3 protein-coding genes are annotated in these 25115 nt (G+C 67.4%); all 3 read right to left on the reverse strand.

Features of this window, described 5'->3' with window-relative positions; genetic code table 11:
- Window positions 1-24216, reverse strand: coding sequence for a WXG100-like domain-containing protein (locus tag MDN94_RS36340; protein WP_482730058.1), 24216 nt, complete (start codon window positions 24214-24216; stop codon window positions 1-3).
- A gap of 3 nt (window positions 24217-24219) precedes the next feature.
- Window positions 24220-24537 carry a WXG100 family type VII secretion target gene (locus MDN94_RS36345; RefSeq protein ID WP_482730059.1) on the reverse strand — a complete coding sequence of 106 codons (318 nt, stop codon included), beginning with the start codon at window positions 24535-24537 and terminating at the stop codon, window positions 24220-24222.
- Window positions 24538-24676: 139 nt separating this feature from the next.
- Window positions 24677-25096, reverse strand: a complete 420-nt coding sequence (locus tag MDN94_RS36350; protein ID WP_482730060.1) for a YbaB/EbfC family nucleoid-associated protein — start codon at window positions 25094-25096, stop codon at window positions 24677-24679.
- Between the last annotated feature and the right edge of the window lie 19 nt (window positions 25097-25115).

Here is a 25115-nt window from a genome sequence, read left to right on the forward strand (position 1 = left end):
TCATTGAGACTCCTCGAACCGGCCGTCGTCACGCAGAGCGAGTACGACATACGAGACGCCGGGCTCAGGGAAGTCGCTGAGCACGCTTGCCACCTGGAAACTGCTGAGCCAGGGCACGCCCAGCGCCCCGTTCGCCGAACCGCTCTCCAGCAGTCCGAGGTCGTACCCGGCGCCGGGCGGGAACATCACGACAATCTGCCCCGGCACGAGAGAGTCGGGCGGCACAGCGTGCCCGAAGACCAGCGACTGAGAGGCCATCCAGTCATCGACCGCCTTACCGGTCCCGGCCGCGGCAAGTCCGGCGGAGGCAGGCAGTGAAAGCACGGCGTATACGTGATCGTTGACCAGTGCGGCAGCCACCAGCTCGTTGTCCAACGCTCCTGCGGCCAAGGCCTGCGCCGTGAGGAACCAGGAAGGCGGCACAATCGGCGCTCTGACGTGGCCGGGCACCGAGGCCGTAACTTGCGCTGGAGGAGACTCCGATTCGGGTTCTGCGGCCGGTTCGACTGCCCGGACCGTGACCCTCTCGACCCCTATGGGTAGGTCCTCCACTCGGAGACGTTCTTCGAGTAGCTGGGATACGGTCTTGGCCGGGAGCTGGTCTCCCTGGACCGCAGCAGGGATCACTCCTTCCGCACGCAGTGCCGCCACGGCCCGTCTGCCTAGTTCCGAATGACTGAGGTCCCCGACCCCCGAGGCCAGGGACCTCAGCTTGTGCCTGACCATGCCGCGGACATCCTTGGGCAGGCTTCCCATGCGGAGCACGGGTGCCTCGCGCCATATCAGCATCGTCCGTCTGTTGAGGACTGTGCCCGAGACCGTCGGTGGAATGTGTCCCTCCGACCGAAGTTCAGCCACGGCCTGTCGGCCGACGGCCGCCAAGTCGGCCATCCTCCCAGCGGCGTGGAGGGAGGTCACCCGTTGCCGCAGCATGGCCACCACTCCTGTCGGCAGCTCCTCCAAGCGGACTGGGACGCCGGTCCACCGCTGCATCAGCGTGTGGTGAACAATGGCGCCGGCCATGTCAGGGGGAATGAGTCCCTCTTCGCGGAGCTCCATCACCGCCAAGCGGCCGATGGTTGCCGAGGGCGCCTCACTCCCGAGGCTGACGGAAAGCTCCATGACACGACTGTGCAGAGCCCGTCGTACATCGGGGGGAAGGGCCCTGGTCTGCAGATATCTCGCAGTCTGCGTCCGGTTGGCACGGCGCTGTCTCCGCACCACGCCACCCCCCGTGGGTGTCTCCTCGCGTGGCGGTGGCGAACTCGGAGCGAGGGCGCCGCGCTGTGACAGCTCTCGCGCGTCAGCGTGGGATCTCAGGGACGGTTCGTCATCACGCTGGTCATGGTGCGTGTCCAACCCGAGCAAAGCTGCCAGAGCGTCCCCTGCCCTCCCTACTGCGGCATCGACAGCCCCGTCACCTTCATGATGGAGGGGCGACAGAGGCTCCCCGGGCCTCGAAGCACCGTCGGCAGCCGACACACCTGCAAGACCATCCAGCCAGGCAGGGAACTCGTGGTCCCCATCGGCAAGGAGGTCGGGCGCGGCCCGCTCGGTGGTCCGGTGGTCGAGATCGGCGATACCCAGACTCGCCGCCAGGCCGCCCACATCGACCGGCGCACCATCCGAAGCGCGGTCCGGCCCCGCACCAACCTCAGCGTCATTACTTTCATGTGCCACCGGCTGCCCTTGGGGCGCCTGAGCCTCGCGCTCCGGCGTGGTGACCTCCCCGTCCCTCAGGGGCAGCGCTGCCCCATCGCTCACTGACGGGGTTTCCGCAGCGTGGACGTGCTGTTGACCGACGTGCGCCTGGCGGAGATCGTTGACCGTGAGTGGTCTGCCGTCGGCTTTTGTCTGAGGCACCAGGCGCAGCAGGTCCGCACGTGACTCGTGCCCCACCTCGGCGCCCTCCGGCAGACCAAACGTATCCCTGACCAGCGGGTCCAGGCCGGGACTGTGCAGCTCACCGAGGTGGCCGTACTCCCGTGCCAGAAGACTGGCCAACTTGCGGACGCCGCGGACCGCGGCGACGGCCGGCATCTCGTCGACTCCCAGCTCGCCGACCAGGCGGAGGAGCTCACGCGTGCGCGCCAACTCGCCCGGGGTGACCGGCCAGGTACCGAGGTGGAGCTTCTCGAGCCCGGTCCGTCGGTGCACCCCGGCGTCACGGGCAAGCTGTGTCAGAGGGTCGACGTGCGGGTCGCGGGCGTCGGCCTCGCCGCCGAAGGTAAGAAAATCGCTGCGCCGCCCTCCGCGCTCCTTGGCTAGGACAAGCGAGGGAAGGCTCGAAGCGTCCCACATCTTCCCCGGAGCGCTTCCGACGACAGCCGCTTTCACGTTGGGGGCATGTATCACGAAGGGCATTTCCTTCACTGCACCCATCGCCACCAGATCGGAGTAACAGGCAAGAAGCACTACCGAGGGCGGTTGGCGTCCCTCAGCCTCGGCTGCCTGTTGGAGGGCGATGAGGCTCCTTCTGCGCTTGAGCAGGCGGCCCACCTGCGTACCGTCGACGTGCACGGGCGCTGCAAGGCCCTTGATCTGGAGACGCATGACGCCGCCCCCGGAGTGCGCGGAGAAGAAGTACGCGTTCTCCGGGTCCCATGGCACCGGATGGGGCCGGGACGTGGGAATGTCCAAGCGCTCGCGGCGCTCGAAGGTGGTGATGTCCACGAGCCAGCTTTCCAGCCTTTCGCGTCGCTCCCAGTCGGCGAAAGAGCCGCGGCCACGGAACGTCCCCTGCCTGTCCACGATCGGCTGCAGATCCAGCAAGTCATCGGGTATGAAGTGGCCCTCCGTGGTCCAGACGCCGTGGCGCTCCCACGCCGGGCGCTGATCTTGGGTCACCTGGGCAGCGAAGCGGTGCGAGTCCGCGGCGCCCCGCAGTCCGTGGATCGTGATGATCCGGCCCTGGGGATCGGCGCCCCGAACGAGGTCCAGAAGGTGGCGGCGCATACCGTCCACGATCGGAGTGCCGCTCTTGAGGCGGAGCACCTCTCGAACCACCGGATCCAGGTGCTCGGGCCGCAGCTCACCGCTGTGACCGACGGCCCATTGCAGCAGCTGGGCGAGTCGGCGAGCGTCGGTGAGGCGGGAGACCGAGGGCACGGCATCGGTTGCGTCGAGGCGGGGCACGAGGCCCGCGATGTCGCGCAACCAGCTGACGGTTTCGACTATGGCGTGCGAGCGCCCTCGGGAACCGAGCCAACTGAGCCTGCCACGGCTTTGGTCCGCCGTCTGCACGGCGGAATTTTGAGATCGCTCCTGTCCAAGGTCAATACTCAGCGTGATGTCGTTCCACGCCATATCGCCTTCGGCGACCGCCCCGAAGTTGCTGGCCGCGCTGGGCGTAACCGCATGGTCGGCGACCACCGCGGCGTCATGGGCCCCGCCCGCGACACCCGACCGCCGTACCAGGCGCAAATGCCGGGCCAGGTGCTCGGCGAATGGGGCCCCCCAAGCCCGCACAGCATCCGCGACACGATCCAGCAGTTCGGCATGGAGGACACGGGAGCGTTCACCATTCAGCGGGGGCAGGTAGGCGATTGCGCGCGCCTGCCTCCTGTACTCTTCCGCCTCGGTTTCCGGCAGTTGCCGCAACCGTTCCCGCACCTCGCTGATCGCCGGCTCCCCCGCGGTGCTAACGAGAGCCTCCCGGTATCGGGGATCCTGCTCCGCCATCGCGTCGAGCAGCCTCGCCACCTCACCGTGGCGACCAGCGGGCAGACCGGGCACTGCGGCAGCGAAACCGCGCAGTGCCTGCGCGCCCGTCCCCGCCCGGATCCGCGCGATGCGCGACAGCAGGTGGTAGTCCCCCAGCCGCTCCGCCGTCACGGACTCAAGTCCCGGGTGGGCCGCACGCAACCCCCGGTAAAGGTCCACCAGGCGGCCGGGCTTATAGCTGCCGACAACGCCATTGGCCAGACGGCTCAGCCGCGCCATATCCCTTGAGTCCGGCCCCGTACCCCCGTCCGCGTCCCGCGCCAGTCGCACCAGGGCATGGACCGCGAGTACCGACGCCGGATCCGGCTTCCCGCCGGCCAGGCTGCGGGAGTAGATATCGCGGGTCAGGGCCGCCGCGCGCTCGAGCTCCCTCAGCCCTTCCACAACGGACGGTGACGCGTCCAGCGGCACTTTCACCTCACGGGCAAGCGGCAGCATCTCGAGCAGGGCACGGACATCCTCGGGACCGCCGTTCGCAGCGCGGCCGGAGACCTCGAACCGCTCTCCGGTCCTCACCCGCTTCCCCAATGCGACCAGATCTGCCAATGCGACCGGAGCATGGCCGTCGCTGCCGTAGCCTCGCGCCACATCTGCGAGGTCGGCCAGGTCACGTAGGACGACGCGGTGGGCGGGTGCGATGACCCGGTCGAGTCCGCGGGCGGGCCTGTCCGGTGGCGAGTGCTGCCGCCATGCCTGGGCCCCGTACACCTCGCGGTGGAGATCCCGCGCCTCGACCAGCTCTCGCAATCGTCCCGGCCCGGCAGGCCGGCCAAGCACCTCGGCGGCGAAGGCACGGGCCCGGGCGACGGTTACCGAGCGGCCCGCGTAACGGGCCATGACTTCGTCGGTGAGCGTCGGGTACCGGGTACCGAAAACCATGTCCAAGAGTGCCGTGGAGCTCTCGGTGGCCGGCAGCATCTTCACCACGTCCAGCAGCACTGTCAGCGCAGGCCGATCACGCGTTTCCTCTTGTGTCAGCATCCCGGCGGCCAGCGACTCCACTGAGGCTCCCGGAAACTCCGCGGCCAGCTCTGGGAGCACTCGGAAGGCCATGAGCCGCCGGCCGTCGGGCACGCTGTCCGGTTCCAGCGCGCGCAGGGCCTGGTAAGTCGGCCACAACTCCCGCATCTCGAGCGACGTCCCGTCCGGAAGACGCAAGGGGTGGTCCGCGGTAAGTGGTTCGTCCTGCGCCAGCCGCGTCACGACATGCGGGGCAGCAAGGCCGGAGAACCGGGCGATCTCCCGCAGTTGTTCTACGTCCCGGACAACAAAGCCCAGTTGGTCGGCCAGATGACGCGCTGACGCGAGGCCGACGAGCCCGTCTGTCACAGCGCTGTCCGCCCCGCCAACGTCTCCTGCGGTCTCCACACTTCCGAATCCTGCCAGCGAGAATGCCTCTACCACATTCTCGGTACCGGCGGCCACCATCAGGTTCAGCAGCTGAGCCAGCGCCCGGCTGTGGTTCGGTTCACCGAGCAGTGAAGCCGCGTGCGCCCGCACCTGGGCAGGCGTCGGCGGCTGCGTAGCCATCGGATCGGAGGCAGCAACCTCGACCTCCGCAAAGGCGGCCAGCCGCTCCATGGACCAGCCGGACTCCGGGTCCGGGTCGGTAGTAAGCGCCCGTGCGTAGAGTCTGGGCAGATCCCGCAACATGTCAGGGGCGAGACCGAGCACCGAAGCCAGCCGCAGGGAGTCGACCACGTCCGCCACGACAAGCTGCTCCAGAACATGCTCGGGCCCGTCATGCGCCGCCAAAGCTTCCGTTCGCGGGCCGTGCGCTGTGGGAATCACCTCGGCAAGACGGACAAGCCGGTCAATCGTCTGCTCATCAAGCACGCCACGTGCCATCCACTGCTGCTCGGTCCTCGGTGCATCGACCAGGTGGAGAGCGAGAGCAAGGGCCTGCAACCGGGTCACACCGATATCGCGGCCCTGTGCTGAGGAGGCGATGACATCCGCCACCGGGGTGCCGTACGTCCACTGGTACAGCCCGTGGAGAGCCGTCACACGGCGCACCTGGTTGAGGCCGGCGCGCTCCTGTAGCAGGTGCGCGCTGACCTCCCGCACCTGCCGCTCGGTGATCGCATCTGTCCCGCCGTAGTACGCGCGAGTGGAGTCGATGACGTCACCGATCCAGTTCACACTCGGAATCGGGTGGCCTGGGGGTAGGTCGAGCAGCTTGGACATACGGTCGCGCAGCAACTCGGGTGTCAGCCGGTCACCGGGAGCTTGCATCTCCAGCAGGCTCAGCAGCAGGCTCCTTTGGTCTCTGCGCCGCGTCAGCAGAAGGCCCCGCGTGAGTCGGTCCACCGTCCGGTCCACCACAGCGTGAAGATCCCGGGCATCACCGTCGAAGCGTCCATCCGGCTGCCCGGTCGCCTTTTCGACAAGGATGCCGAGGCTCCGCCACAGCGAGTCGGTGATCCTGTCGTGCACGCGCAGGTGCCTCGCCACACCGGCGCGGCGCACATCCGCCTCCGCGGTGAGGCTTTCGATGTCGACCACGCGCGGCCGCGCGTTCTCGCCGGACAGCGCATGAGCCATGACGGGATATGCCCAGTCGAGGAAACCCATGATCCCGGGCAGGGACGGCGCGCGACGCTCGTGCGGGATAAGCCTGCTGCGCGCGAATTCGTGCAGTTCCGCATCGGTCACGGCCAGATGGGCGGGCCGGGCAAGCCGCTCACGGGCCGCGGCTTCCAAATGGACGAAAGCGTCAAGCCTCTTGGCTGTCAACCGGCCCGGGTCCAGCGATCGCACCCGGGTGTAGGTACGCGCCAGCTCCGCAGGGCCGCTCATGCCGAGGAGGTCCGACACGACCTCGAGCCGCCCAAGATCTGCTCGCACGCCCTTGGCCAGGGCAGCGAGTGGACCCAACGCCTTGTCGGCCGCCCCCGTCAGCCCGTCCAGATCCGCCCGGCTGAGCGCGAGAAGCCGGTCGGTGACACGGATATCGGTGAGAGTCGGGGAACGGAAAATGTGTTGGGCGACGGCGACCGTGTCAACCACCTCGGCGATGTCCTGCGACGCCTTCATCACCCGCTCGCCGCTGATACCGAAATCATTGAAGGCCGGTACGGCACGCGCAAGCCGCAAGAGATTGTCGGCCACGGCTGCCGCGTCCCGGGACGTGCCTGCCAGCTCAGCGGCGTGGACGAGTGCACGTAGGCGTTCGGTGTGCGCCGGGCCAGCCGCACCGAAGACCACGTCGTACAGCACATGCCAGCCCGCGGCGGACCCAACCGGTGCTCCGATGGGCCGCTCGTCCCCGAAAGGCCGGTTGAAGAGCGAGGCACTGTAGGAGCGGACCTGCTCGACGGTGAGCGGGCCCGGGCCGCGACCCGTGTGGGCGCGGGCCGCTTCCAGCACTCGCGCCAGCCCGTCCGGGACTGCGGTGAGGTCGTCGGGGAAGTCCAGAAGCCGGGCAACCGTGTCACGAATCGATTCGGCCGAGACGGGGTGCTCCGAGCCGTGCAGCTCCAGCAGAGATGGCAGCAGCCGTGTCCAGGCCGCCGGGTCCAGGTCCTTCGGCAGCTCGACACCCAGCTTCGTGATGGTGCGGCCGGCAGCGGTGTCGAAGGACTCGGTGCCCGGTGTGTAGTGCCCGAACGGCCCGGTCACCTCATCGACCAGCAAGCCGAGGCTGCGCCACTCCCCATCGCTGAGGGGACTGGTCAAGCGGAGCGCGCGGGCCACCGCCAGCCGCTGGACATCATGCCCGCTGGTGACCTGCTGCAGATCGAGACCGAGCACAGAGACGTCGGCGAGGACTTGCGCAAGTGTGTCCTGGTCGCGGTCCTTTCCGAGGATGTGAAGTGCTGCGGCGGACACCCGATCGGGCGTGACGAGGGCGCCGAACGGCAGCGTGGGACCTGGTCCCTCGCCGCGGCTCACCTTGGCCATCCGGTCCACCAGGCGGATGTTCTCGGGGAGGGGATCTATATGTAGACCATCGGTGAGCCGCACCGTGGCAATCACCTGGGCCACATCGCTCGGCAGCCCCGTCTTCGTCCTGCCGGTCGCCCCGAAGTCCGGCCCCGGGAGCAGCGCTCCGGCAGCCCGCGTAAACGAATCCAGCGTGAACGGATGCATGGCGCCGCCTGCCTGCGTACGCGCCGTGTCAACGACGAACAGCAGGTCTTCCAGGTCCGCCTGCTCTGGCTGGTGCCGACCGACCAGGTCGGCGACGACGGCACCGATGGACTGCGGAGTGACCGAAATCCCCAGCCCGACCGGGTGAAGCTCAAGCACCGTCAGTAGTGTCTCAAGCTCCGGGCCGCTGAGGTCGTCTACGCCTGGCGGTCGCAGCTCAGAGGTCAGCCGCTCCACGGTGCGTCCGAGTGAGAGGGCAAGGTCGAAGGCAAACAGGTCGTCGGGGGCATGCCCGTTCGGGCCGACGGTCTCGGCGACCAGGCGACCGACACCTTCCCAGATGGGGTGGCTGACTGTGACTTGGAGGTCCAGCAGGCTTGCCACGGCGGCCCTGCGGATGCTGTCGACAGTGGTGATGCGGTCCGGCTCGAGACCCAACTCGTCAGCCCGCAGGAAGACGTGTGCCAGCTCATCCGCTCTGCGCCCCAGCGCGCGCAGGGAGATGAGTTCGACCCGCTCCGCCGTGACCACCTCACCGGGCGCCAAGGCGGGCCCGGCATCCTCTCCGCGGCTGGCCCGGGCCATCCAGTTGACGAGGATCAGGTCCATGGGGTCGGGGCGTCGGTGCCCAAGCGCTCGGGCCAGGGCGACCGTGCCCACCAGAGTGACCGCGTCCTCGGTGCTCTCGGAAAAAGGCTTGCCGGTGAGGCCGAACCCACTCTCGCCCGCCATGCCTCCCGCGAACTCGACCATGGCGTACACGGCCATCGCGGCGTCGGGTACAGGACTGTCCGGTGCCAGCTCGTGCCAGGCGAGCGTGGCGGCATGTTCGAGGGCGAGGAGCTCGTCCCGGGACATGCTGGAGACCGTGTCGATCGGGCGCTGGAACACCGCGGCGGCAAGGTGGGCGAGGCTCAGGGCCTGGCCATCGTCTTGGTTCGGCCGGGGGCCGGCCGCGCTGGCACCTGAGGGGTCGAGGACTTCCCGGAGCTCGCGGAGGATGGAGTCGGAACCGGCATCGGAGAGGGACCTGCTGCTCCCGGAGCCGCTGGTGGACCCCTCCCCAGGCCAGGAGTGCGGATCGGCACGCATCATGAAGACCGTGATGTCGTGAGGTCCGGCGGACGCGGGATCCAGGGTGGCCCGGTTCCCAGGCCCTTGGCTTTGGCCCTGCTCCTGGTTCTCGACCGCGACAGGGGCCGGATCGGCCGGGTAGCGCTGAGCGAACGCCACCGCTGCGGCCCGGTCGCCCTCCGCTTCCAGCACATCGGCGATCCGGAGCTGCAGGTCCCAGTAGACATCGCTCGCGTACCGGTAGGCGCCATCTCCGAGTACCACTGGGGGCCGCAGGATGCCGCGTTCGGCAAGGATGGCACTCGCGTCGAGGGTCAGCGACAGGAACCGCTCGTCGGGGAGGGCCAGGAGCCGCGATTCGATCTGGCGCAGAGGCCCTTCACCCGGTCCGGGAACCGGGGCAGGCGAGGGGACAGGGGACGCGGCTGGCTCGGCATCCGGTGTCATGTTCGGCGTGATGACTGGTGTTACTGCCCGCTCCGTGTCCGGTACAACGGCCTCCGGGCCGGGCACGACGGTTGTCGGAGCTGGCACGACCTTCTCTTGAACCGACGCGGTTTCCTCCGCTGCCGCGAGGTTGCGGGCGAGCGCTCGGGCGTCGTCCATGTCACCGGTACGGTGTAGCGTCCGCGCGATCTCGGCCATCTGGCCGTGCCAGCTGCCGCTGCCCGGCGTCAGTCCCACGGTCTGCGCGATCGCGCTGGCCTCCAGGGTCCTCGACCGCCGATACTCCTGCTCGGTCATGCCGAGCCGGGCGGCCGTCTCCCCCCACCCGTCCGGATCCTGGAAGCCGAGGGCCTCTACGTGGTCCGGGTGGATTGCGAACTCGATCGCGTCGTCGAGTCTGAACGCCACCTCGACGGGCGCGGCGTCGCCCACCTCCTTCAGGTGCGCGTCGCGCCCGCGGATGCTCGCAGACTCCAGAGTAACGACGAGCGCGACACCCGCGCGTACGTGCAACTGTTCTCCCGCACCGCGAGAGACGAAGGTCCCGCCCGCCAGCTTCCGGTACATCGAGACACCGCTGTCCTCCGCTGCGCGGGTCACGCTCAGCGACGGCACCACGGGCATCTGGCGGCTGTCTGGGGAACCTGCTGCCGCACTCGGGTCGCCTGTCTGGGTGACCAGGCCGGGGGTGACCGTCACTGTGGTGGACGTGGTGACAGTGGTGACCGACTTACGCTGCTCGCGCCGGTTCGTCTCCAGGTCGTGCCCAGCGACATCGATCCAGTCGAGCACCTTGGGGTTGAACAGCTTGACTCGCATGTTGAGCCAGCCGTGGGTATCGGTGAGCGGGCCCCCGGCGCGCACAAGCGGCGGCGCCTGGTATCCGGATCGGTCCAGCGCCTCGTCCAGGTACCCGGCAAGGAACGCCCGGGAGCCGAGCTTGCGTACGACGTCCTCGGCGATCGTGCCGACCTCGGCCAGGAGCTCGGGACCGCTGTAGCGCAGCCGCGGCCGGTTGGCCGGCTCCATCAGCTTTTCGAGGAACATCGCGTGGAGATCACGCGCCGCCTTGGGCGAGAAGCCCACCACTACCGCGCGGCGCTCGCGCAAGTCGTCCCCGGTGAGCGGGAATCGGGTGATGGTCTCGACTCCTGGTGGGATCCGGGCCGGTGCCCCATCGGGCTGCTCGAAGAGCCCTGGCATCTGCGTGTGCGGGGAGTCGAGAAAGGTGACGTTGGTGTCCAGGGCCTCGAGGGGCGTGCGGGACTTGAGAACCGTCGATGGGATACCCAGCCGCTCCGTCACTGTGACGGCGTAGCGTGCGGCGTCGTGATGAAGGTCATCGGCGCGGTAATAGCCTGCCATGGCCCGATCGGGCAGGCCTCCGAGCAGGCGGTTGACGACCAGCGGGTTGGGCGCGGCAACTCGTTTGACCACCATGACGAGTTCGACGGGTCCTTCGTATTCGTGCCCGCCCTTGAAGGTAACCAGGTCAAATCCGCTCCTACCGCCCTGGTGGGCAGCAGTGCTGCTGCGGCCAGCGCCCAAGGCGCCGCCGGCGCTCTCCTGTCCGCTGGCCACTCTCCCGCCCGACGGATGCTGGGAGGCCGTGAAGTCGAGGCCTCCGCCTGCCGAGCCCGAGCGGGTCTCGCTATGCCCGCTCCAAGTGAAAGAGTTGAGGTAGGAGGCCATCGTCGTCGTCGACCGCGGCTTCACATACCCGTACTCACCCAGGCGGTTGGCCTGGATGTTCACGTAGTACCCGCCGCGTGGGCCTACCGGACGCAGCGTGACTCCGGTGTCGAGCAGTTGCGGGAGCCGGGCCTGGATCATCTTCGGGCTAAGCAGCGCATCGACCGGCATGGCCATAGCGCCGTCGACGGCCATCTGGAGCCCGGCGCCCTCCGCCTTGTCCGAGCGCCCAATGAGATCGGGTACCTCCGAGCTGAGCAGGCTCATGAACGTGTCTACGAGGTGGTTGCGGCCCGGCTCGCCATCAGGACCGCCCGGCCGCGGGAAGACGAGGTCGAACGTGACGCTGGTCAGGGGCAACTTGCCGGCGGCGATCGTCGCCGGGACGCCCACCGGCTGAGGCTGCGGCGGCGCGGCAACTTGGCGTAGAAATTCAAAGCCGTCGTGTACACGGACATGGGCGACTTGGCGGACCTTGTTGCTCCGCCCCAGTTTACCTTCGGACCACGTCACCACCACCGGCTCGTAGATGACATGGGCGTACCTGTGGTCATAGTCGGTGGAGTCGTCGCTGCGCATTGCGCCCGTGGTCGATTTGTGCATCGTCGCGGTGCCCGTGGTGTGCGAGTGCGAGGCGTTCACGTCGAAGCCCGGCAGAAAGCGGTTGGAGGTCCCGCCTGGGGTGGGCGAGTCAACTTGCCTTCCCAGGCCGGCACTGACGTGGCCACGGTGCGAGGAGCCGTGGGAAGCACCGCTTTCCACCTTGGGTGTGACCTCCGCCAGGTCCGTCCGCGCCACTTGGACCGCATCGGGGTGAAGTGTTGTGGATTCCACGAGATGTGCGGTCAGCCGCACGGAGACGACCTGGTCGATCAGGGCACCGACGTGGCGTCGAACGACGGGCATCGAGATGCCCGTCTCCATACCGTGCAGGAACAGCCCGATGAGCTGCCGTGGATTCGTCAGCTCATCGACGATCGAGGCGACGTCACGGTCCGGGAGCCACGCTGCCTTGCTCAGCATCCTCGTCAGCGCGTCGGCCAGTTTCGGCGGGCTCACGGCACCCACCGGCACATCGGCAGTCGTCAGCGGCAGCGGGGTGTCGCCTGGCAAGGGCTCCCAGCGTTCGCCGTAGGTCGTCATCGTCTGGCCCACGGCGTCCGCGCTCGCCCGCGCGGCCTCATCCATCGAGGCGGGTGCGAGCATCTGCTCCAGGAACCAGTACCGCACATGGCCGCTCTCGACCGTCGCGTTCTTGACCGTGGCGTTTCGCGACAGGGGGGGCTGGCCTGAGGTGGGCTCCGGTAGGGGGCCGGCAGAACCGGGGGTCACTTGGGCCCCTGTCCGGCTGATGACGGAGCGGTCGCCTTCGCTGTCCGGACTTTCCTGGCTGCGTGGCGCGGGCCTCGGCACGTCGGGGCCGACCGGCGTTTCCGGCCTGCCGATCATCGGGGGGATGTCAGGAGGCCGGGATGTCCCACGACGGAAGGCGTCCTTCGCTGCGGTCGCCGCGATGATGAGCGCGCTCTTGTGGCGCGGCTGCCGCGAGAGCTCCACCGAAACGGCGTAGTCGACGCCGTAGCCGAACCCGCGCGCAGAACCGCTCAAGGTGATGAACGAGGGCACGGAGAAGACGAAGTCCTCAGTGAGCAGACTGTGCCCGAAATTCCGCGAGTAGCCGTATCCCAAGCTCAGCCCGAGCTTTCCGACCAGGCCGCCGGTCAGCTTGCTCAGTCCGACGGCGGCCGCGCCGCCTACGCCCAAGGAAAACGAACGGCCGAGTGTGTCCTTGTGTGCGAGCTCATGCATGGTTGCACGCACCAACTTCATCTGGCGGTTGTCGCTGCGCCCGGTCCACACCGGGTCCGTTGATCGGTTCACCGGCCTGACCGTCACCGTCGCTGTGGTCCCGTCGGGCAGCGGTATGTCCTGCCGCAGACCTCGGCCGCCGAAGAGCAGGTCGGCGCTGGCGGGGAGCCCGTCAGGTCCCAGGTGCGGGACGAGCCTGCGGCGGACTTCCGCCGTGTCGGCGGCAGAGAGAGCAGGCAGCTGGTGATCCAGGCGTGCCTCGTTGATCAGCTCAAGTGCCTTCCCCTGTATGCGCGCTGCAGAGTCACCCGGCATCTGCACGAACGCGGAGCCCGTCCCTAGCCCCTTTCTGACTACGGGCGGAACGAGGGCCTTCTCCTCGTCCGTGACAGCGCGGGGCTCCGCCGTGGGGTGGGAGCCGATCGCCTGCCGGACGTCCTCTTCGAACTGGCCCGCACTTTCCAGCGGCACCCGGACATACGCATAGCCGTCGACTACTACTTCCCCGCTCACTCCGTGCAGGTCGGAGAGGACTTCGGTGACGTGCCGCATCTTGAGCCGGTAGGTGAAAGCCGGGCCGTCATACGCGAACGTCTGCCACCGGCTGAGACCCCCGGTCGCGTCCATGCTCCGCCCGGCCGAGGCGCCGACCTGGACCTTGGGCGTGATGCCGAGACCGTGGTTGCCGCCGTAAGAGGCGTTCACATCTCCGAGCACCATTCCGAGGGAAAGGCTGAAGCCAAGTGCGCCGGAGTCGGACGAGCCGGCAGTGACGCCCCGCATCCAGAACGTGCGCTGCTGGTCGGAAAATGTGGCGGGTCTGCTGGGTTCCACGTTCTCGATCGACAGCAGGTGGCTGTGCGCGAGGAGCGAGAGCGCCCCCTCACCCAATTGGAACGACTCCGATATGTGGCCTCCGCCGATCAGGTGGGAGAACATCCAGAGCTGGGTCTGCTCGCTGAGGAAGACCTTGATCGAGTCACGCACCTCCGAGCCAGGCGGGACGAGATCGGGTGGCAGGTCGGCCAGCACACGGCGCTGGATCACCTGCATGCCGTCGAGGGAAACCGGATGGATCTCATGGGACAACAAGGCGTTGTCCAGCTTCGCAAGCACGTCGCGGTTCACATGAGCGACCACGAGTGGGTCCCCCGGCCGGTCACTAGCCAGGATATTGGTGAGACCGATTTCCGGGCCGTGCTCCGTCACGACCACGCGATCGTCCGGGCCAACGGCGGTCAGCGGCGCCGCGCTGCTGGGGAATGCGAGCACAACGTCCATGTGTGCAGCCAGCGCCTTGGGGGCCGGCTCACCGAGCGGGTGCACGGTCACGCGCAGCCTGCTGGCGCGGGAGTTGAAGTAGACGTGCTCTCCGTTGGGCCCGGACCTGACGTTCTGCGACATGACCACTGCGGACTCGCCCGTGGTACGAGTGCGCCCGCCACCAATGGTGGGGCCGAGGGACAGATCAAGGAGCCCTATGCCTGTTCCCAACGAGAACTTGAGCGGCACCGAGACCGACACACCTCGTTCCTTGGCCTTGGCATCGACGGAATAGGCGTTGACCTTCGGATCCCAGGACTGCCCTGGCGTCTCGCTGATTGTCGGCTGAGCAGCGGTGGGCACCGGCGGCAGGTGGTGCACACCGCGGCCCTTCCTGAGATCCAGGTTGGCGGATACCAGGAAGGCTTGGCCGTTCGGAAGGGTCACGGTGAAGTCGACGCCGTCGCGCACCAGTGCGCGACCCCACTCCTGGCGCCCGCCCAGCGCGGCCTGGTGGCGCGCCACGGAATCGCGCAGCGCGTCCGTGATCTCGGGCGGCAGGTGCCACCTGTCCACCGAGCGGTGTACGACTTCGTGCAGGCGCTCCACGACCTGGTCGAGGTTGTGAATCCCGGCGTCGAGCCCGAATTGCGTACGCTGCGTGAACCAGACCGGCAGCTCGCGCCGTGCGGGAACCTTCCCGCCATCCGGATCGAAGGCGACGTGGAGGCGCCGTGCGGGCGACGATGAGCCGCTGACGTTATCGCCGACAGGCCGATTCGGAGTCACACCGACCGCTGCTGCCTCCCCGCTGTCGCCCTCACGGCTTGCCCGCACGACTGCTGCGTCGTCGGCGAGTCGCGTCGCGGCGACCGCATCCGTGTCTGATGGCAGCTTCGCTCGCACAGAACCCTGGGCAGCGCCGTCCGCGGCGCTGTTGCCGTCCTCGACCTCGTCCACCCACCGCACACGTCGTTCCAGAACCGGCGACGCGTCCGCAATGTCACCCACACGCGGACCTACCGGGCCCGCCCGGCCGGCGTCGGCGTCTTTGAGGTCATCGGGCATCGCGACTACGACATCGGGGACGGCCATCATGCTCTCAGGCGTCGGCATCGTGTGGGGTACGCGTGCCAGCTCCGGTGCCGACTCCGCCACCACGTTCGGCGGTGTCTCCGTTCCCACCGGTGGGGCATCCTCTGCCGTTCTCCGACGCGTCGATGCCTTCGGCTCACCCAGGCCGAGTTCCACAGCTCGCTCGGGCACCATGAGCAGTTCCACGGTGTCATCAGCCGCAAAGTGGAACGTCCTCGACCTGCTGCTGCCTGTCACCTTTCCATCCGGTGCGGAGTAGTCAGAGTCGGACGACTTCGCCAGCTCCAGGCTGATCGTGTACTCGATCCCCATGCCCGTGTATACGTATGTGGGGTGGGGCCGCGAAATGAAACTTCCGCCTGAGCCTCGAAGCATCTGCGAGACGGCGAAGCCCGCCTCGTCCCGGCCCCAGCTCCAGCCCAGCGACGGGGCCACGGCCGTCTGGCTCCCGGCGGGGTCCCCCGGTCTGGTCCGCAGGTCGCCGGTCTGAGCAACGGCTCCGCCACCCATGCCTACGCGGTTGGACGTCCCGGCTGTCGTGATGGTCCGTTGTTGGGTGCGGGTGTTGCGCTCCTTGTTGTGCTCCTCCAGCTGGACCGACCACCTCTTCACCTCAGGGTCGACCAGCCGCGCCTTGATGGTGAGCCAGCCGCGCACCTCGTCGGTCACACCGTTGCGGAACAGCAAGGGGGATCTGTATTCGCCGGCCATCAGCGCCCGGTCGAGGAAGCCCTTGAGCTGCGAGTACGAGACGATGCTGCGTATCGCGTCCTCGGATACGGTGCCAAGTTCCGCCAAGAGCTCCGGGCCGCTGAGGCGCAGCCAGCGCCGAGTGTCCTCTTGAGCGAGCGCGGTGATGAATTGATGGTGCAGGTCCCTGGCAGCGTCGTGGTCGAAGTCCATGACCATGACATCACCGTCGAGCACATCGCGTCGAGTGACTGCTACCGTCGGCTTGTCGCTCGGCCGGTCGAGGAGTGTGACGCTGACCCGGCGCCCCTCATAGTCGCCCGCGGATCTGATGAGAGCGTCTGGGACGGCGGCGTGCTCGGTCAGGGTGATGATGTCCTGGGAGGCGCTACGCGGGTCGTCTGCTCGGTAGTAGCTGGCAAGTGCACGCTCGGGGAGCCCGGCGAGCAGACTGTTGACCGCCGGATGGAAGGGGCCTGGCATCCGGTAGAAGGAGACCTTGAGTTGAAGGTCCCCGACATAGATGTGGCCCCCCTTGAACTTGAACGCGTCATGCTCGCTCCGCCTCTTCGTGCGGATGACGATGTCATTGTGGCTGACGGTCCTGCCGCCTCCCGCGCTCTCCTCGCCATTGGCAACGCGGCCTCCAGAGGGACTCTGCTGGTAAGGCCCATCGGCACCGATGCCACGTGCACGGGGATTGGAGTCCACGATCGACAACCAGTTGTCGCGGTTCGCATATTTGCCGACGAGTAGTCCGGCATCGAGCTTCTCGTGCGTGAACGTCCCGACCCGTTGCGCCTCGATCAGCAGGTAGAGCCCCGTACCGGGCCGCAGCAGTCGCAGCATTAGGCCGGAGCTGCGCAGTTGGTCATACGCGCCCCGCAGTGACTCCTCGCTGAGGATGACCTCAAGGGGCTGGGACACATGGCCGTCACGCGCCCAGGTCAGCCCCTTCTCTCCGGTCTTCTCCAGCACCTCCCCGAGTTCGGGAAGGTGCTGGGGCAACCTGGCCATGACGAGGTCGATGAGCGGATTCCGTCCCGGGGTGGGCTCCGGCCAGGCGGAAGGCTGGAAGGCCAGCCGCTGTGGAGGGCTGAACATCGGCATATCACGCGCGTCGAAGGAGTCCGGCACCCGCAGGGGCCCGTATTCAGGCAGATTCTCGATACGTCGCAGGAATTCAGCGCCGTCGTGCACGAGGAAATGGATCGGCTCCCTGACCACCTTGCCGGGGTTGCGGGGCCCTTCGGCCCAGCTCTCTACCTCGATCGTGATGGCGGCGTGCGCGAAACGGCGCTGATGGGGCCTGGGGTCGTCCACCAGGAGCCCACCGGTGGTGACCCGGTCCAGGTGTTCCGCTCCCCTGTTCCCCTTCCCCCACTGCCTATTGCCGCTGACGCCGGGAGTGATCCGGTGAAGGAGGCTGCTGTTGTCCGCCGCGTTCAATTGCTTTCCGAAGCCGACAGAGCCCCCGACCTTGTGAGACGACCCGGTCGACACTCCACTGATCACCTTGTCCGTGATCTCCGCGAGGCTCAGCCGTCCGGCCCGCGCGGTGTCAGGGGTGACGCTGGCGGACTTCAGTAGTTCCGCGGTGATGCGGACGGTCATGAGCTGGTCGACGAGCGCCCCGTTCTTGCGCCTCGGCATGGGCAGGGAGATGCCGGTGTCACTCCCGTGCAGGAAGAGTGAGAGGAGTTTTCGCGAGTTGGCCGCTTTGGCGACCATGAGCCTGATGTCCTCCTCGGTGAGCCAGCTGATCTTGCGCAGCGCTTCCCTGAGCCTGGGTGCCAGCTCCCGGGGGGTGATCAGACTGATGAGCATGTCGTTGGGGCCCACCGGTTCCCGAACGGCGTCCTCGCCCCGCCAATGCCGCCACTCCGGTGACCAGCGCTCGCCGGTGAACACCGAGGTCTCGCCGATTCGATCGGCACTCGCCCTTGCTGCTTCGTCCTCGAAGTGGGGCTGTGTCAGTTCTTCGGGCACCCAGTACTTCCATCGGCCGCCGCCGACAACACTTTCCCGGACAACAGAGCGGGGACTCGTCCTGGTCTCCTCCAATACCGGAGCGACGACGGTTTCCTGCCGGGTCAGGGATCCAAAGTCGGACGAGGTGTCCCCGGTGGAACCTCCGCCATCAGGCAAGGCGGTTCGGTCGGAGATGCCGGCGCCCACGCGCGTGGGATCATGGTCGATCGTCGGCAGTTCGCGCGGCGAGGCATGTTGGGAGGCGCTCTCCACTCCGGCCATCGGCGGCAGGGCTTGGGAGGGCAGGGGGATGGTGGTGCTGTCCTTGACCGGCCGAAAGCTGGTCAACTTGTTGATCACCGTATGGTAGGCCTCCGCGACCGGTCCCAAGATTCTGGGCGGTGAATCAACCTCCACACGCACCCGGTACTCGACGCGGTACTCGTACCAGCGCATTCTCTTGGGAAGCAGCACACCGTTGTTGGTCGTGAAAACGAACTCACCGTCGACCAGAGTCAGTTCCGCCCTGTTGGTGTACTCGTACCTTCCGGACAGACCGAGGCTGAACGACTTCCCTATCCCGACGCTGGCGGAGCCTTCAACGCCCGCGGTGAAAGCCCACCCAGACATGTCCTTGTGCTCCAGCCCGTGCATTTGGGCGTACACAAGGTTCGCCTGCCTGTTGTCGTCGGAACCCGCCCGTGAAGGGTCAGCGGCGCGTTCCGGCAGCACAGTGATGTGGGCTGTTGATCCGTTCGGCAGGTTTACCTTCTTGTGAAGGCCTTGGCCGTCGAGAAAGAGGTCGGCGTGCGAGCCGAGGCCCTTTGGGGAGAAATCGGGAACGAGCCTGCGGCGGACCTCCGCTTCGTCGGTCTTGGAGAAGCCGCCGACCGCGTCGTCAAGAAGTCTGAGGATGCGCTCGCCGACCTCCGGCGTGGCGTCGCCGGTCAATTGGAGGAGGCCCGCGCCCACGCCGAGGTTCTTCCGGATCACTGCTGGGATGTGTGCCTTCTCCTCGTCGGTCACCGGCGAGGGCGCTGGCATGTCTTGGCCAGTCACAGTCTTCAGGAGGTGTTCGAAGCGGTCCGCGCTGTCCGTGGGCACCCACACGTATACCGTGCCGTCTGTGGAGACCATGGTGCGGTCCAGCTTCAGGTCTGTCAGCAGCTCGGCCGAGTGCTCGCCTTTCACCACGAAGAGATCGGTATCGCCCTCGTAGGTCAGGTTCTGCCAGCGGGTTAGGCCTTGAGCGACCTCGCTGCTCTGCCCGTCCGTGTGGCTCACGCCGAGCGTTCCCTTGGCACCGATGTGGAGGTTGACGCTGTGCGCTCCGTTGGGCTTGCCGACTGCGGGTGGCGAGAAGCCGAGCCCGGCACCGAGGCCTACTGCGTTGCCGCTTTCGTTCTTGTTGCCTTCGAAGAGGTAGTTACGGAGCTCGAACCAGAGTTTGGTGAGGTCTGCAGGGCCGAGTCTCTGGAAGGAATGTGCGGCGAAACGGGCGACGAGGGACACCTGCCCCTCGCCCGCCCGGAATTGATCCGAGGTGTGGCCGCCGCCCACGAGCTGGAAGAACTCCCGCATATGGGTGCGTTCTGTGAGGAAGAGTCTGATCCCGCGGCGTTCACCGGGGGTGAGGCCTGCGGATGCTTGGGACAGCACGTCGAGAACCGGCCCCTGGAGATCCTCGAGGCCTCCGATGGACATCGGGTCGGTATTGCCGGACCACCAAGCATCACGGAGCAGGGGCAGAAGCCTGCTCCGCTCCTCTGCCGTCTCCGTCCCGATCAGGCCCAGCCGGTCTGCGACCTCACGTGGCAGCACGGTGTCGTCCGGGCCGAGCCTTTCGACGAGCACTGCGTCGGCCGGGAAGCTGAATTCGACGGCGGTGCGCTCGTGAAGGAGAACCGGCATGGGCCGCCCCACCTCGTGCACGGTCACACTGATGAGCCCGTGGGGAAAGAGGAAATGGACCTGATCACCGCTCGCGACCGAGCGCAGGACCTGGGTTACAGAGACCCCCGCCTCCGTCTCGGTATGCCTGCGTGAACCACTGAACGTCGAGCCCAGCGACACCCCGGCCGCTGTCTCGAGCCCCATGCCTGCCGAGGTCTGGAGCGTGATCGCTCCGTCCCAGCCGGCAGAACGACTCGTGACCCAGCCGGCTTCAGAATTGGAGGCCGGGTCAAACGGCTGTGTGTTCGTCTCCTGCATCCCACGGTGGCCTGGCTTGGCGGGAATGTGGTGCGCCTCGCCGCTGTCCTGGAGCTCCAGAGCGACGCCCACGGCAAACTCGCGGCCGTCCGGAACCGGCACCGTGAACTCGACGCCGCCGTGCACCAGCCAGCGGCCCCACTCCTGCTCACCGAGCGATGCCTGATCGAGGATCATCGCCTTCTCGAAGGCGGCCGCAACCTCTGGCGTGAAGTCTTCGGGGAGGAACTCCTTACGGATCTTCGCGTAAATCGTCTCTTTGATGTCATGCAAGTTCTCGATCCGGCCGCCAGGCCCAAACTGGAAGCCGTCCGTGAATGACATCGGCGGCCGGAGCCGGACGAGGTTGCTCAAAGGGCCTGAGATGGCCAAGGAGGAGTCCGAGGAGCTGGAGGCATCCACTGGACCAAGGTCGCGGAACACCGGCTGAAGTGGCTGCCCCTGAATCCCTTCACTTCGTATGGACTGTGCGTCCTCCCCCAGATCGGGGAAGCTGCTACGCCAAGGAAGGGGTTGGAGCTCCCCACTGCTGGCGGACGGTACTGCATTGTGGAGCGGGTGGTCAGCAGCCAGGGCCGGCGGTGCGACATCGGCTTCATGGATCACCACAGTGGGGATCGGTGGAGCCACCGGCAGTCCCTCGCGGGCGGGGTCAGCCGTCTCGAAAGAGCGCGAGGTGTCGGGATTCTCCAGGATTGGGCGGTGCGGTACGTACTCCGTGTACGTGAGGTCGGTGAGCGAGCCCGTGTGGGTGGCCGGCTCGCTGGGCCGGAAGCTGCCGTCCCGGTTCGGCGTCCAGGCGCCGTCCGCTATCCGGAGGCGTATGTCATGGGTGTTGGCGAGACGCTGGAAGCGGTCGGCCGCGGGGTTGGGACGGGAGTCGGACGCAGGCCGGGTGAGTTCGTTGGCCGCCGGGTGCGCCATCACGACATCGACGGTGGCGACTTTGCCAGACAGGTGCCCGAGCCAGGCGTCAATGGCCTGATGAGTGGCCATCCCTGTGGGATCGGCGGTGAGCAGTGCGAGTGGGGCCTTATCGCTGAGTGGTGCGGCGTCGGCCGACTGCCCGTCAGGCAGCCATGGCAGGGCGGCGCTCAAGGCCTGATCGACGCGAGAGCCGATCTTCACTCCGGAAGAAGTGGGGCTGAAGGCCACCATGCTGTCGGGGTCGTCTGCGACCCGGGCTGCCGAGTCCACATCCGCCCGCCACGACGGGGGCGGGTACACCGCGCCGAGGTCCAGTGGTTCGGCGTCGGGTGAGACTCGCAGGTTGGTGCCACCCTCGACCCTTGTAGTCCCGTCCGGCAGCACAATGAGATCACCGGTGGGAACGTCCAAGGTGACGCGATTGCTGTTGGCGAGCTGCTGTACGTGGTCGAGCCGCTCGGCACTCGCAGCCTGGTTCCAAGCCAGCCGCATGACATCCATGCCGGGTGCCGGGGAGATCCTGCGTATCGCATCCTCGACCCGCGCCCGTGCCTCGGGGCTGCCGACTGCACCGTACTCGACCACCGTGACGCGGTCCCCGGGCAACAGGTCCTCGGCGACGAACGGCCGGTCGACACCGTCTGGGGTGAGCAGAACGCCGGGCGCCACGCGCTCCATGTCCGGCAGCGCCCCCTTGGTGAAGGCCTCGGTCAGCACCTGGTCCCATTGCCGGGGAGGGAAGACCGTGCCCATCGGAGCGATCTCCACCGAGGGGGCGCCGGCGGCCGTGTCCTCGAACTCACGGCTGAGGCTCAAATACTCTCCGGCGCGATGGACGCTGTCCCGCTGCGGACGCGCATGTGCCGAACCGGACTCGGAGATCACCACCGGGCTCGTCGTCGCCACCACCTCGCGCAGCCCGGGCACGCGTGCGACATCGGCGTCATGGAGCAGAACCGACCGGGCCTGCGAGCCCGGTGGCCCACTCACTGTCTCCGTGCCGGTCTTCAGAGCGAGCATCTGCATGGCGAGGCCCGTCGTCGCCTCGGGTGCGATGACACGCACGCTCGTACGGGCCGCCTCCGGAACGAGCTGGACCACGGTCCGCAGTGTCTGGCTCGCGCCTCCGTCGGTCACCACGAGCGTGATGCGCGACGGGTCGGGAGCCATCAGCCGCATCGACGACATCGCCGCCTCCGGAAGGGGAGCGGAACTGAGCACGTAGCCAGCCGGAATGCGCTGCACCTGGACCTGGCCGACACGGTCCGGGAGGGGAGGAGCCGCGCTCAACACCTGTTCCCATGCCGGCGCGTTGATGGAGGCCCCGAGGGGTCGGATCTCCACGTCCTCCGGGCTTATGGACTTGGTGCGCGGGGTGTCGTCGAAGCTAGGGGCTGTGTAAAACGACTCCGGGCGAGAAGACTCCGGGGCCGTGTGGAAGGAGTCGGGTCGAGAAGTCTCGGGGGCCGCCATGTGGAGCAACTCGGCGTGCCCCGCGGTTCCGGAGACGTCAGGCATGTGCATGGGAGCGGCGGCAGATGCGACTGTGGAGGGCCCTTCGTGGGCGGGGACGCCGCCCGAACCGCGTGGCCCGTCGGTGGAGTGTACTTCCCCGAAGGAGTGTCCGGCGGCGCTCGCCGTCGTATCCGCCGTGCCGGTGCTCGCGTGCCGCGGCGTGTCCGACGAGGCCGCGGAGAACGGCGAGAAGGAACTGTGCCTCTCACCTGTGTCGGGCGGCGAGAATCGCATCATCTGAGCGAAGTTGCCGGCAGCCATGCCATCGCCGTCGCCCGTCACGAACAACGAATTGGCTGGGCCGACTTCCAGTCTGCCGGGATGCGCCCACACTTCTACGCCCGTGTCTGCCACGAACTTGCGTAGCATCGGGATGTCGGCAGAACCCAAGCCTGACGCAAGAATGATCCGCGTCACCACCTCCCCCGACAGATCCTCACGGACAGAGCTGTAGCCCTCCCAGAGCGAGGTCATCTGAGCGACTCCCGAGCCGGGGGCATCGTCCGGCGTGCCCACCACCACCGTGATCCCGCTGCTGCCTTCGCTCGCCTGGCCCAGATCCCGCACTGCGGAGGCGAATGCAGAGTCTCCAGCATCGTGGGGACGCACCCACCATGTACCGTTCTCCATCATCTCGACCCGGCCACCGCCGGCCGGGAGATCGAACCCACCACCCGAATCCGGCATCGGCACAGGCTCCGCGAACCGCACCGACTCCGGCCCGTGGACCATGTCTGGGAGGAGGTCGCGAAGTGTCGGCATGTCCGGCACCTTCGGCGCCCGGGGCCCGACCAGCCCGCCAAAGCCGTTCGAGATGAGGTTCGCCAGGTCGAAGACCGGCCTCCCGCTCGCCACACTGGCGATGTAGGCCGCTGCCGTACCCGTTGCCGCCTGGATCGGGACCTGGCCGAGCGGACTCAGCGTCCATGTGGGAAGGATCGGCGGCTTCGCCTTGACAGCGGCTGCTGCGGCGGCACTCGTGCCGCGTAGGACAACAGCTTGCGTCGCCCCGCCCTCGCCCGCACCGAGAATCCCTCGCAGTTTCACCTCGGCAGCTGCAGCACGACCAACTACAACATACCCGAGGAAACCCGCCAATGCTCCGACACCGGCTCCCTGAAAGGTCGATTGGAGGTTGACGTCGTAGCCGTCGCCCTCCTTCTCCTTGACGACAAGCTGTGCAGCCAGGTCCGTACCGCCGACGAACGCTGCGCCCATCAGCGACGCCTTGAGTGCCCCCAGCAGCCAGTCCCGCACCCGCTCCAGTGCCTTTCTCGCCGCCGCCTGCACCAAGGGGATGCCCGCCGTGGACGTTCCTGCGGTGAACGGTGCCAGGAAGATCAGCTTCGCGATCACGTACAGCATCCAGGCCGTGATCATGATGACCTGGTATTTGGCCTTCTCTACCTCGCCTGCTGTCCGGCGACAGTTCTCGGCGATCTGCAGGGCCGACTCGGCGAGCTGCGCCAGTCCCTGATCACCTCGAAGCCTGTGCAGCGCATCGCGATGCGCTTCGGACGCGGAACCCTGCCAGCCCGGAACATGAACGGACTGCTGCTCCACCACACCGTCCAGCCCCCGCGCATCAGCCGCCAGCCGCTCGTACGTCTCGGCAAGACCCCGCAGCCCGTCCTCGTCGGCGGACGGCCAGACCCCGACCGTGTAGTTCGCCACGGACCGCAGCCAGTCGGGCAGTTGAAGCGACACGCACTACCCCATTGCCCTTGATTCGGAGGCCTCATAGTTGGCCGCCGAGTGCTTCACAGCGTTGCTCGCCCCTCGCAACTGGCCGGCCATGGACTGCAGTTTCTGGAAGATGTCTCCGCTCATGGGGCCATACCACTCCTCGAATCCCTCGGCATACAGATCGCCATTGCCCCAGGGGCTGCCCTGCGCAGCCAGCTCGCTCTGCAGCTTCCGATAGAGAGACTCCGCCAGTTCGGCGTTCTGGCCCAGATGCCGCGCGTGGTTCTTCATCTGGCCGCTCTCGACCTCGAGGTACTCAGATCCCACGGGCGCGCCTTTCACGAAGGGTACGATCGCCAGACGCCATTAAATGGCCTTCACGCGGGCAGCCAATAGAGCCCTTGGGCCCAATTCCGCCCCGGCACATGACATTGGTCACGCGCGGGAGCGGATCGCCTGCGGGGCAAGGGGTGATTCCGATTCAGCCCTCGTCATCCTCCTCGGCGTCCCGGCTCTTCGCGGTTCCGAAAAGGAAGTCGCCCGAGACAAGCTCGGCCACGTCGAAGTTACCCCCCATGAGGTCGTCCAGAGGAATACCCTCGGGCACCATGGGAGTAAGGAGCTCCTGCATCTGTCGGACACTGTCCTCGCGCGCACGCTGGATCGTGTCCAGTACGGCGAATGCCAGCTCGGACGGCGCCATGTCGCGGTACTCGTCCGAATTGAACTTCACCTGCCTCACCTCGCCCTGCGCGCCGACCGTGACGGTCAGCATCCGCTTGGCCGACATGGCGGTGGCGGACACCGCACGCATGCGCTCATGGAGGGAGGCGAACTCCTCCATCTGCTTCTGATGCTGCGCCCGGATCTCGTCCAGGTCGACGTGTGGAAAGCGCTCCACGTCCTTGTCTCCTCTGCTT

The organism is Streptomyces sp. WAC00040, from assembly GCF_056835925.1.